Here is a 12,797-nt window from a genome sequence, read left to right as displayed (position 1 = left end):
GCTATGATCCAGCCCTTGCGTCGCAAAGAGTACAAACTCGCCGACGCACACCGGCCGCCCGTGATCGGCCTTGCGCTCACCGCAACAGACCTGATTAGGAGAATCACCATGGCTTTTGAATTGCCGCCGCTGCCTTACGCCCACGACGCCCTGCAGCCGCACATTTCCAAGGAAACCCTGGAATACCACCACGACAAGCACCACAACACCTATGTCGTGAACCTGAACAACCTGGTGCCAGGCACCGAGTTCGAAGGCAAGACCCTGGAAGAGATCGTCAAGACTTCCTCGGGCGGTATCTTCAACAACGCCGCTCAGGTCTGGAACCACACCTTCTACTGGAACTGCCTGGCGCCAAACGCCGGCGGCCAACCAACCGGCGCCCTGGCTGAAGCCATCAACGCCGCGTTCGGTTCGTTCGACAAGTTCAAGGAAGAGTTCACCAAGACTTCGGTCGGCACCTTCGGTTCCGGTTGGGGCTGGCTGGTGAAAAAATCCGACGGTTCCCTGGCCCTGGCCAGCACCATCGGCGCCGGCAACCCGCTGACCAACGGCGACACCCCGCTGCTGACCTGCGACGTCTGGGAACACGCCTACTACATCGACTACCGTAACGTGCGTCCGAAGTACGTCGAGGCGTTCTGGAACCTGGTCAACTGGAAGTTCGTCGCCGAGCAGTTCGAAGGCAAAACCTTCACTGCCTGAGCCGGCTGCTGAGCAATACCTTGCACAAGGTATTGAGCGCGCGAAAAGCCCACCCTAGCGGTGGGCTTTTTTATGCGCGTCTGCGCTGCAACATTTTTCATCCTATTCAGGCGCCGTGCATCTTGCCGCGCACGCAGAGCACGCTAACATCAAACGTTGGGAAACTCGTTGCCACGGATTAAAGTCGCGAGGCCGGGCAACCGATACAGTGACGGCAGGCAGCCAACCTGCTCCTGGTGCAAAATGCACCGTCAAGGAGCTGGAGAAGTCCTGTTGACGGCCGATAGTGGATTGCCAAGTTTGATGGCAAAATGATGCCATGCGCATGGATTAAGGAAACCCCATTGAAGCTGGAACTCAAGAACAGCTTATCGGTCAAGTTGCTCAGGGTAGTACTGCTCTCGGCGTTGGTCGTCGGTGTAGTTCTCAGTTGTGCGCAGATCGTCTTTGATGCCTACAAGACCCGCCAGGCCGTCGCCAATGACGCCCAACGGATCCTCGACATGTTCCGCGACCCTTCGACCCAGGCGGTGTACAGCCTGGACAAGGAAATGGGCATGCAGGTCATGGAGGGCTTGTTCCAGGACGAGTCCGTGCGCATGGCCTCCATCGGCCATCCCAACGAGACCATGCTGGCGGAAAAATCCCGCCCGCTGCAGGAGGTTTCCAGCCGCTGGCTGACCGACCTGATTCTCGGCCAGGAGCGCAACTTCACCACCCAGCTGGTCGGCCGTGGCCCCTATAGCGAATATTACGGCGACCTGAGCATCACCCTCGACACCGCCTCCTACGGCGAGGGCTTCCTGGTCAGTTCAGTGATCATCTTCATTTCCGGCGTGCTGCGCGCCCTGGCCATGGGCCTGGTGCTGTACCTGGTCTATCACTGGATGCTGACCAAGCCGCTGTCGAAGATCATCGAGCACCTCACCCAGATCAACCCCGACCGTCCCAGCCAGCACCAGTTGCCGCTGATCAAGGGCCACGAAAAGAACGAGCTGGGCCTGAGGGTCAATACCGCCAACCAGTTGCTGGCCTCGATCGAGCGCAATACCCACCTGCGCCATGAAGCCGAGAACAGCCTGTTGCGCATGGCCCAGTACGACTTTCTCACCGGCCTGCCGAACCGCCAGCAACTGCAGCAGCAACTGGACAAGATCCTCGTCGACGCCGGGCGCCTGCAACGCCGGGTGGCGGTACTGTGCGTGGGCCTTGACGACTTCAAGGGCATCAACGAGCAGTTCAGCTACCAGGCCGGCGACCAGTTGCTGCTGGCCCTGGCCGACCGCCTGCGCGCCCACAGTGGCCGCCTCGGTGCCCTGGCCCGCCTGGGCGGCGACCAGTTCGCCCTGGTCCAGGCCGATATCGAGCAGCCCTACGAAGCGGCGGAGCTGGCCCAGAGCATTCTCGATGACCTCGAAGCACCGTTCGCCCTCGACCATCAGGAAATCCGCCTGCGCGCGACCATCGGCATCACCCTGTTCCCCGAAGACGGCGACAGCACCGAGAAGCTGCTGCAAAAGGCCGAGCAGACCATGACCCTGGCCAAGGCCCGCTCGCGCAACCGCTACCAGTTCTACATCGCCAGTGTCGACAGCGAGATGCGCCGGCGCCGCGAGCTGGAAAAAGACCTGCGCGAAGCGCTGCCGCGCAACCAGCTGTTCCTGGTCTACCAGCCACAGATCAGCTACCGCGACCATCGCGTGGTCGGTGTCGAGGCGCTGCTGCGCTGGCAGCATCCGGAACTGGGCATGGTCCCGCCGGACCAGTTCATCCCCCTGGCCGAGCAGAACGGCAACATCATCAGCATCGGCGAATGGGTGCTCGACCAGGCTTGCCGGCAACTACGCGACTGGCACGATCAGGGCTTCAGCGAACTGCGCATGGCGGTCAACCTGTCGACCGTGCAACTGCACCACAACGAGTTGCCGCGAGTGGTCAACAACCTGCTGCAGATCTACCGCCTGCCGCCGCGCAGCCTGGAGCTGGAAGTCACCGAGACCGGCCTGATGGAAGACATCAGCACCGCTGCCCAGCACCTGCTGAGCCTGCGCCGATCCGGGGCGCTGATTGCCATTGACGACTTCGGCACCGGCTACTCGTCGCTCAGCTACCTGAAGTCGCTGCCGCTGGACAAGATCAAGATCGACAAGAGCTTCGTCCAGGACCTGCTCGATGACGACGACGATGCCACCATCGTCCGCGCCATCATCCAGCTGGGCAAGAGCCTGGGCATGCAAGTCATTGCCGAAGGGGTCGAGACGGCGGAACAGGAAGCCTACATCATCGCCCAGGGTTGCCATGAAGGTCAGGGCTACCACTACAGCAAACCCTTGCCGGCCCGGGAGCTGACTGCGTTCCTCAAACAGGCCCAGCGCAACCAGGTTTCGATTCTCTAACCCCTGTACGCATTGCTCGAAGCGGTCAACCCACGCATTTGAATATTTACGTGACTGCCCCTTTACACAAAATGCAAATCTTTCGCATTATGTTGCAGTTTTGCGTGCCCCCGGTACGCCTGTCCAACCTCTCGACGCAGGAATTCGCCATGATTCGTATGCCTCTGGCCACCGCCAGTCTGTTGGCCATTGCCATCTCTCTCGCCGGTTGCGGCGACAGCAAGGACAAGGACAAAGCCGCCGCACCGCAAGCCCCGGCCACCACCTCGGCTACCGCCCCTGCTGCCGCTGGCGCCGTCGACGAGGCAGCGGCCAAGGCCGTGGTCAAGCATTACGCCGACATGGTCCACGCCGTCTACAGCGACTCGCTGAGCACCGCCAAGACCCTGCAAACCGCGATCGACGCCTTCCTTGCCAAGCCCAGCGACGAAACCCTGAACGCTGCCAAAGCCGCCTGGGTCGCTGCCCGTGTGCCATACCTGCAGAGCGAAGTGTTCCGCTTCGGCAACACCATCATCGACGACTGGGAAGGCCAGGTGAATGCCTGGCCGCTGGACGAAGGCCTGATCGACTATGTCGACAAGAGCTACGAGCATGCTCTGGGCAACCCTGGCGCGACCGCCAACATCATCGCCAATACCCAGGTTCAGGTCGGCGAAGACAAGGTTGACGTCAAGGACATCACCCCGGAGAAGCTCGCCAGCCTGAACGAGCTGGGCGGCTCCGAAGCCAACGTTGCCACCGGTTACCACGCCATCGAATTCCTGCTCTGGGGCCAGGACCTCAACGGCACCGGCCCGGGCGCCGGCGCCCGTCCTGCCTCCGACTACCTGGAAGGCCAGGGCGCTACCGGCGGCCACAACGAGCGCCGCCGTGCCTACCTCAAAGCCGTGACCCAACTGCTGGTCAACGACCTCGAGGAAATGGTCGGCAACTGGGCACCGAACGTTGCCACCAACTACCGTGCCACCCTCGAAGCCGAGCCAGTGGCCGACGGCCTGCGCAAGATGCTGTTCGGCATGGGCAGCCTGTCGCTGGGCGAACTGGCTGGCGAGCGCATGAAGGTTTCCCTGGAAGCCAATTCGCCTGAAGACGAGCAGGACTGCTTCAGCGACAACACCCACAACTCGCACTTCTATGACGCCAAGGGCATCCGCAACGTCTACCTGGGCGAGTACACCCGCACCGACGGCACCAAGCTGAGCGGCCCGAGCCTGTCGTCGCTGGTGGCCAAGATCGACGCCGCCACCGACACCACCCTCAAGGCCGACCTGCAAGCAACCGAAGCCAAGATTCAGGTGATGGTCGACCATGCCGCCAAAGGCGAGCACTACGACCAGCTGATCGCGGCCGACAACGCTGCCGGCAACCAGATCGTGCGTGACGCCATCGCCGCCCTGGTCAAGCAGACCGGTGCGATCGAACAGGCCGCAAGCAAACTGGGCATCGCCAACCTGGCACCGGACACCGCTGATCACGAGTTCTGATTCAGCGGCGGCTTGATAGAGGCGACCTTCGGGTCGCCTTCTTTATGCGCATCATCGCGGGTCGAGCCCGCTCCCACAGGATTGGTGCAGGCAGGTCCACTGGAGGAGCCGGCTTGCCCCGCGATAGATTTCATCGAGCAAACGCAAATCCCTCTTATTCAATTACCCCGAGCCTGCTAAGCTTGCACGCCGGTTTTTTGCCCAAGCCCCAGGATTATTGATGTCCTCGTTGCTTCCCCGTCTCAGCCCCCTGCTTCTGGTCGCCGTTCTGGCCGGTTGCGACGACGCCCCGCGATTCACCCAGGCCGAGCCCGGTGAAGCGCTGGCCGGTGGCAAGGCGACGGTGAACAAGCGCGACCAGAACGCCTATTCCATGCCTTCGGCCAACCTGCCGCCGAGCCGGCGCCTGGACTTCAGTGTCGGCAACAGCTTTTTCCGCAGCCCCTGGGTGATTGCCCCGTCGACCACCACCGCCCGCGACGGCCTGGGCCCGCTGTTCAATACCAATGCCTGCCAGAACTGCCACATCAAGGACGGCCGCGGCCACCCGCCCGGGCCCAACGCCGCCAACGCGGTGTCGATGCTGGTGCGCCTGTCGATCCCCGATCTGCCGCAGTACGCCAAGGTTATCGAGCAACTGGGCATCGTCCCGGAGCCGGTGTATGGCGGTCAGTTGCAGGACATGGCGGTGCCGGGTGTCGCCCCCGAAGGCAAGGTGCGGGTTGAGTACGATACGCAACAGGTCACCTTCAAGGACGGCACCCAGGTCGAGCTGCGCAAGCCGCGCCTGCAGATCACCCAGCTGGGCTACGGGCCGATGCACCCCGATACGCGCTTCTCGGCCCGGGTCGCCCCGCCGATGATCGGCCTGGGTCTGCTCGAGGCCATCCCCGAGGCGGCGCTGCTGGCTAATGCCGACCCTGACGACCGCAACGGCGATGGCATCCGCGGCCGCGCCAACCGGGTCTGGGACGATGCCCAGGGCAAGACCGTGGTCGGCCGCTTCGGCTGGAAGGCCGGGCAGCCGAACCTCAATCAGCAGAACGTCCATGCGTTTTCCGGTGACATGGGCCTGACCACCAGCCTGCGGCCAATGGACGACTGCACCCCGGCGCAGACCGACTGCCTCAACGCCGCCAACGGCAACGGTGCCAACGGCGAGCAGGAAGTCAGCGACAACATCCTGCGCCTGGTGCTGTTCTATACCCGCAACCTGGCAGTGCCGGTGCGCAAGGACGTCGATTCGCCCCAGGTGCTGGCCGGCAAGAACCTGTTCCACCAGGCCGGCTGCCAAGGCTGCCACACGCCACAGTTCACCACCGCCAGCGACGCCGCCGAGCCGGAGCTGGCCAACCAGCTGATCCGCCCCTACAGCGACCTGCTGCTGCATGACATGGGCCCGGGCCTGGCCGACAACCGCAGCGAGTTCGCCGCCAGCGGCCAGGACTGGCGCACCGCGCCGCTGTGGGGTATCGGCCTGAACGAGACCGTCAGCGGTCACACCCAGTTTCTTCACGATGGCCGCGCCCGCAACCTGCTCGAAGCTGTGCTCTGGCACGGTGGCGAAGCCGAAGCGGCCAAACAGTACGTCTTGAGCTTCAACGCCGGGCAACGCACCGCGTTGCTGGCTTTCCTGAATTCACTTTAAGCAAAGGAGCCGGGCATGTTCCGTCCCAAACTGTTGTTCACCAGCCTTGCCGCCCTCGCCCTCGGCGCCTGCTCGCCGCAAGACCCGCAAGCGGTGACCTCGGCGGCGATCGCCAAACAGGTAATCCTGCCGACCTACAGCCGCTGGGTCGAAGCCGACCGCCAGCTGGCCGTCAGCGCCCTGGCCTTCTGTGAAGGCAAGGCGGACCTGGCCACTGCCCGCGCCGATTTTCTCCATGCGCAAAAAGCCTGGGCCGAGTTGCAGCCCCTGTTGATCGGCCCGCTGGCCGAAGGCAACCGTGCCTGGCAGGTGCAGTTCTGGCCCGACAAGAAGAACCTGGTCGGCCGTCAGGTCGAGCAACTGGTCAACGGTGACAAGCCACTCGACGCCGAAACCCTGGGCAAATCCAGTGTCGTCGTGCGCGGCCTGTCGGCCTACGAGTACATCCTCTTCGATAGCAAGCCGGATGCCGCCAACGCCGAACAGAAAGCCCGCTACTGCCCGCTGCTGGTGGCCATCGGCGAGCACCAGAAGGCCCTGGCCGAGGAAATCCTCAAAGGCTGGAACAGCACCGACGGCATGCTCGCGCAGATGACCAAGTTCCCCAACCAGCGCTACGCCGATTCCCACGAGGCCATCGCCGACCTGCTGCGGGCCCAGGTTACCGCCCTGGATACCCTGAAGAAGAAACTCGGCGCGCCCATGGGCCGCCTGAGCAAGGGTATCCCGCAGCCGCTGCAGGCCGAGGCCTGGCGCAGCCACTCCTCGCTGAAAAGCCTGGAAGCCAGCCTCAATGCTGCCCAGACCGTCTGGGTCGGGGTCGACAACAAAGGCCTGCGCGGCCTGCTGGGCAAAGACCAGCAAGCCTTGGCGGACAAGATCGACGCCGCCTACGCCAACGCCTCCAAGCTGCTGGCCGGCAACCAGAAAACCCTCGGCGAGTTGCTCGACGACGAAGCCGGCCGCCAGCAGCTGAACACTATTTACGACAGCCTCAACGCCGTTCACCGCCTGCACGAAGGCGAGCTGGCCAAGGCGCTGGGCATCCAGCTGGGCTTCAACGCCAACGACGGTGACTGATCATGTTGCGACGCCAGGCTCTCAAACTCGGTAGCGTTGTGCTCAGCGCCCTCACCCTCGGCGGCTGGACCCTGTTTCGCAACAAGGCCGGCACGCCGCTGCTGCTCTCGGCGCGTGACGATGGCGACGGCAAGCACTACGCCGTCGGCTACCGCCTGGACGGCACCCAGGTGTTCGCCACCGAGGTGGGCCAGCGTTGCCATGACATCATCAACCATCCCGAACAGCCAATTGCCCTGTTCGTCGCCCGCCGCCCCGGCACCGAGAGCTACCTGATCGACCTGCGCGATGGCCGCTTGCTGCAGACCATCACCTCGCAGCCGAACCGGCATTTCTACGGCCATGCGGTGATCCACAAGAGCGGCGAATGGCTCTACGCCACCGAGAACGACACCACCGACCCTGGCCGTGGCGTACTCGGTGTCTACCGTTTCGACGGCGAGCGCCTGAGCCATGCTGGCGAAATCTCGACCCACGGCATCGGCCCGCACCAGGTGTCGTGGATGCCCGATGGCGAAACCCTGGTGGTGGCCAACGGCGGCATTCGCACCGAGGCCGAAAGCCGGGTGGAGATGAACCTCGATGCCATGCAGCCGAGCCTGGTGCTGATGCAGCGCGACGGCACACTGCTGAGCAAAGAAGTGCTCAGCCAGCAGATGAACAGCGTGCGCCATTTGGCGATTGCCGCCGACGGCACCATCGTCGCCGGCCAGCAGTTCATGGGCGCCAGCCACGAGACTGCCGAGCTGCTGGCGATCAAGCGCCCGGGCCAGGCCTTTGAAGCCTTCCCGGTGCCCGAGCAGCAATTGCAGTCCATGGCCCACTACACCGCCAGCGTCGCCATTCACAACGAGCTGCGCCTGGTGGCCCTGACCGCGCCACGGGCCAACCGGCTGTTTATCTGGGACCTGGACAGCGCTCAGGTACGCCTTGACGCACCGATGCCCGATTGCGCCGGTGTCGGCGCGGTGGCCGACGGTTTTGTCGTGACCTCAGGCCAAGGCCGTTGCCGCCTGTACGATTGCCGCAAGCCCGAACTGATCGGCCAGCCCCTGCAATTGCCGTCCGGGCTCTGGGACAACCACCTGCACCTGGCCTGAAAATAGCCGGGAACACAGGCTTCCCAGGCCCGGTCAACAGAGTAATATTCGGCTACATCGCACGTGGGCAGGATCGCCCGTCGTCGTGCCAAGCGAACAACAATTCGTCTCCAAGGAACTGGACTATGCTGCGCCGCCGCATGCTGATCATGTTGGGTGTTGTCTTGCTGCTCGTGCTGATCCTGGGGGGCTACAAGGCCTTTGCCATCTATCAGCAGATCCAGATGTTCTCGGCCCCCAAGCCGCCGATCAGCGTGGCGGCGACCGAGGCCAGCGAACGTGCCTGGCAGAACCGCCTGCCGGCCGTGGGCAGCCTCAAGGCGCTGCAAGGGGTCGACCTGAGCCTGGAGATCGCCGGCACGGTCAAGGCCCTGCAGTTCGAGTCCGGGCAGAAAGTCAGCAAGGGCCAGTTGTTGTTGCAACTGGACAGCGATGTCGAAACCGCATTGCTGGGGACCGCCCTCGCCGACCTGGGCCTGGCCCAGGTCGACTACAACCGCGGCAGCCAGCTGGTCGGCAGCCAGGCGATTTCCAAGGGTGAGTTCGATCGCTTGAGCGCCCAGTTCAAGCGCAACAAGGCAGTGGTCGATCAACTCAAGGCGGCGCTGGCAAAAAAGAGCATCAATGCGCCCTTCAGCGGCACCATCGGCATCCGCCAGGTGGACGTTGGCGACTACCTGGCCAGCGGCACGGTGATCGCCACCTTGCAAGACCTGAGCAGCCTCTACGTCGATTTCTTCGTCCCCGAGCAATCGATTCCCAAGCTGAGCATTGGCCAGCAAGTGCTGGTCAGCGTCGCCGCCTACCCGCAAGAGCACTTCCCCGGCAGCATCAGCGCGATCAACCCCAAGGTCGAGGACAGCACCCGCAACGTGCAGGTCCGCGCCACCCTGGCCAACCCCGACGGCAAGCTGCTGCCCGGCATGTTCACCAGCCTGCAGGTTTTGCTGCCCGACCCGCAGCCACAGGTGGTGGTGCCGGAAAGCGCGGTGACCTACACCCTGTATGGCAACTCGGTGTATGTCGCCACGGCGAAAAAGCCTGAAGACGGCAAAGTGCCAGACAACGCCGACGCCCAGCCAACCCTGATTGCCGAACGCCGCTTCGTCGAGACCGGCGAGCGCCGCGATGGCCTGGTGATCATCAGCAAGGGGCTCAAGGCCGGCGAAACGGTAGTCACCGCCGGCCAGTTGAAACTCACCCACGGCGCGCCGATCAGCATCAGCCCGGACAAAGCCCTGCAAGCCCCCGACAGCCCGCCGCGCAGCAACTGATCAAGGAACCGTCATGGCCTTTACCGATCCGTTCATCCGCCGCCCGGTGCTGGCCAGCGTGGTCAGCCTGCTGATCGTGCTGCTGGGCTTCCAGGCCTGGAGCAAGTTGCCGATCCGCCAATACCCGCAAATGGAAAACGCCCTGATCACGGTGACCACCGCCTACCCCGGGGCCAACGCCGAAACCATCCAGGGCTACATCACCCAGCCGCTGCAGCAAAGCCTGGCCAGCGCCGAAGGCATCGACTACATGACCTCGGTGAGCCGGCAGAACTTCTCGGTGATTTCGATCTATGCGCGCATCGGCTCGGACAGCGACCGGCTGTTCACCGAGTTGCTGGCCAAGGCCAACGAGGTCAAGAACAAGCTGCCCCAGGACGCCGAAGACCCGGTGCTGAGCAAGGAGGCCGCCGACGCCTCGGCGCTGATGTACGTAAGCTTCTACAGCAGCGAGTTGAGCAACCCGCAGATCACCGATTACCTGTCGCGGGTCATCCAGCCCAAGCTTGCGACCCTGCCGGGCATGGCCGAAGCCGAGATCCTCGGCAACCAGCTGTTCGCCATGCGCCTGTGGATCGACCCGGTAAAGCTTGCCGGCTACGGCCTGAGCGCCAACGACGTGACCCAGGCGGTGCGCGGCTACAACTTCCTTTCGGCGGCCGGCGAGCTCAAGGGCGAGTACATCGTCACCAGTATCAACGCCACCACCGAACTGAAGAGCGCCGAAGCCTTCGCCAATATCCCGCTCAAGACCAGTGGTGACAGCCGGGTGCTGCTCGGCGACGTGGCGCGGGTTGAAATGGGCGCCGAGAACTACGACACCGTGAGCTCCTTCGACGGCACGCCGTCGGTGTACATCGGCATCAAGGCCACCCCCGGGGCCAACCCGCTGGAAGTGATCAAGGAGGTGCGCAAGCTCATGCCCGAGCTTGAAAGCCAGCTACCGCCGAACCTGAAATCCTCGATCGCCTACGACGCCACGCTGTTCATCCAGGCCTCGATCGACGAAGTGGTCAAGACCCTGGTCGAAGCGGTGCTGATCGTCATCGTCGTGGTCTTCCTGTTCCTCGGCGCCTTGCGCTCGGTGCTGATCCCGGTCATTACCATCCCGCTGTCGATGATCGGCGTGCTGTTTTTCATGCAGTTGATGGGCTATTCGCTGAACTTGCTCACCTTGTTGGCCATGGTCCTGGCCATCGGCCTGGTGGTCGATGACGCTATCGTCGTGGTGGAAAACATCCACCGTCATATCGAAGAAGGTAAATCGCCCTACGACGCGGCCCTGGAAGGCGCTCGCGAAATTGCCATGCCGGTGGTGTCGATGACCATCACCCTGGCGGCGGTGTACGCCCCTATCGGCTTTCTGCAGGGGCTCACCGGCGCGCTGTTCAAGGAGTTCGCCCTGACCCTGGCCGGCGCCGTGGTGATTTCCGGGATCGTCGCCCTGACCCTGTCACCGATGATGTGCGCCCTGCTGTTGCGGCACGAGCAGAACCCCAGCGGCCTGGCCCACCGTCTGGATGTACTCTTCGAACGGCTCAAACTGCGCTACCAGAAAACCCTCCATGGCACCCTCAACACCCGGCCGGTGGTGCTGGTGTTCGCGCTGATCGTGCTGTGCCTGATTCCGGTGTTTCTGATGTTCACCAAGAACGAGCTGGCGCCCGATGAAGACCAGGGCATCATCTTCATGATGGCCACCGCCCCACAGCCAACCAACCTCGATTACCTGAACAGCTACACCGACGAGTTCATCAAGATCTTCAAGGACTTCCCCGAGTACTATTCGTCGTTCCAGATCAACGGCTTCAACGGCGTGCAATCGGGCATCGGCGGCTTTTTGCTCAAGCCGTGGAACGAACGCGAGCGCACCCAGATGCAGCTGCTGCCATTGGTACAGGCCAAGCTCGAAGGCATCAGCGGCCTGCAGATCTTCGGCTTCAACCTGCCCTCGCTACCGGGCACCGGTGAAGGCTTGCCGTTCGCCTTCGTGATCAACACCGCCAACGACTACGCCTCGTTGCTGGAGGTGGCCGAACGGGTCAAGGCGCGTGCCCAGGCGTCGGGCAAGTTCGCCTTCCTCGACATCGACCTGGCCTTCGACAAGCCCGAGGTGGTGGTCGATATCGACCGCGCCAAGGCGGCGCAGATGGGCGTGTCCATGGACGCCCTGGGCGGCACCCTGGCGACCCTGCTAGGCGAGGCGGAGATCAACCGCTTCACTATCGACGGGCGCAGCTACAAGGTCATTGCCCAGGTCGAGCGGCCCTACCGCGACAACCCCGACTGGCTGAACAACTACTACGTGAAGAACCAGCAGGGGCAGATGCTGGCGCTGTCGACCCTGATCAGCATCAGCGACCGCGCCCGCCCGCGTCAGCTCAACCAGTTCCAGCAACTGAACTCGGCGATCATCCAGGGCTTCCCGATGGTCAGCATGGGCGAGGCGCTGGATACCGTGCGCACGATTGCCCGTGAGGAAGCGCCGGAGGGCTACGGCTTTGACTATGGCGGCGCGGCGCGTCAGTTCGTTCAGGAAGGCAGCGCCCTGTGGGTAACCTTCGGCCTGGCGCTGGCGATCATCTTCCTGGTACTGGCGGCGCAATTCGAAAGCTTGCGCGACCCGCTGGTGATCCTGGTGACTGTGCCGCTGTCGATCTGCGGGGCGTTGATTCCCCTGTTCCTGGGGATCTCGAGCATGAACATCTATACCCAGGTGGGCCTGGTGACCCTGATCGGGCTGATCAGCAAGCACGGCATCCTGATCGTCGAGTTCGCCAACCAGTTGCGCCAGCAAAAAGGCCTGAGCGCCCGCGAAGCGGTGGAAGAAGCCGCAGCCATCCGCCTGCGCCCGGTGCTGATGACCACTGCGGCGATGGTATTTGGCATGGTGCCGCTGATCCTTGCCACCGGCGCCGGCGCGGTCAGCCGCTTCGACATCGGCACGGTGATCGCCACCGGCATGTCGGTGGGCACCTTGTTCACCCTGTTCGTGCTGCCGTGCATCTATACCTTGCTGGCCAAGGCCGATGCGCCGCAAGCCGCCACGCAAACGGTATGAAATGCAAAGGCCTCGTCGATGACGAGGCCTTTGCCCGAACGCCTTG

At 63.4% G+C, this 12,797-nt stretch carries 8 protein-coding genes; all 8 read left to right on the top strand.

Features of this window, described 5'->3' with window-relative positions; genetic code table 11:
* Positions 1-108 precede the first annotated feature (108 nt).
* The 8 genes from BLR26_RS08420 (at position 109) to BLR26_RS08385 (ending at position 12,751) form a co-directional block, all read left to right on the top strand.
* On the top strand, positions 109-705 hold the full coding sequence (locus tag BLR26_RS08420; RefSeq protein WP_045197403.1) for a superoxide dismutase: 597 nt from the start codon (positions 109-111) through the stop codon (positions 703-705).
* A 344-nt stretch (positions 706-1,049) separates the two neighbouring features.
* Positions 1,050-3,101 carry a putative bifunctional diguanylate cyclase/phosphodiesterase gene (locus BLR26_RS08415; protein ID WP_093379870.1) on the top strand — a complete coding sequence of 684 codons (2,052 nt, stop codon included), beginning with the start codon at positions 1,050-1,052 and terminating at the stop codon, positions 3,099-3,101.
* Between the two features lie 149 nt (positions 3,102-3,250).
* Positions 3,251-4,588, top strand: coding sequence for an imelysin family protein (locus tag BLR26_RS08410; protein WP_093387302.1), 1,338 nt, complete (start codon positions 3,251-3,253; stop codon positions 4,586-4,588).
* Positions 4,589-4,808: 220 nt separating this feature from the next.
* Positions 4,809-6,236, top strand: coding sequence for a di-heme oxidoreductase family protein (locus tag BLR26_RS08405; RefSeq protein ID WP_093379867.1), 1,428 nt, complete (start codon positions 4,809-4,811; stop codon positions 6,234-6,236).
* A 15-nt stretch (positions 6,237-6,251) separates the two neighbouring features.
* Positions 6,252-7,316 carry an imelysin family protein gene (locus BLR26_RS08400; RefSeq protein WP_045197396.1) on the top strand — a complete coding sequence of 355 codons (1,065 nt, stop codon included), beginning with the start codon at positions 6,252-6,254 and terminating at the stop codon, positions 7,314-7,316.
* A 2-nt stretch (positions 7,317-7,318) separates the two neighbouring features.
* Complete coding sequence (locus tag BLR26_RS08395; protein ID WP_045197394.1) at positions 7,319-8,416, top strand: DUF1513 domain-containing protein; 1,098 nt, start codon at positions 7,319-7,321, stop codon at positions 8,414-8,416.
* Between the two features lie 125 nt (positions 8,417-8,541).
* Positions 8,542-9,690 carry an efflux RND transporter periplasmic adaptor subunit gene (locus BLR26_RS08390; protein WP_093379863.1) on the top strand — a complete coding sequence of 383 codons (1,149 nt, stop codon included), beginning with the start codon at positions 8,542-8,544 and terminating at the stop codon, positions 9,688-9,690.
* 13 nt (positions 9,691-9,703) lie between these two features.
* Entirely contained in the window at positions 9,704-12,751 is a 3,048-nt protein-coding gene (locus tag BLR26_RS08385; protein WP_093379860.1) for a multidrug efflux RND transporter permease subunit, read from the top strand.
* Positions 12,752-12,797 lie beyond the last annotated feature (46 nt).

This window comes from Pseudomonas sp. UC 17F4, from assembly GCF_900101695.1.
Classification (GTDB): Bacteria; Pseudomonadota; Gammaproteobacteria; order Pseudomonadales; family Pseudomonadaceae; genus Aquipseudomonas.
The sequence above is the reverse complement of the archived record's forward strand: the minus strand, read 5'-3'. Positions and strand labels throughout refer to the sequence as shown.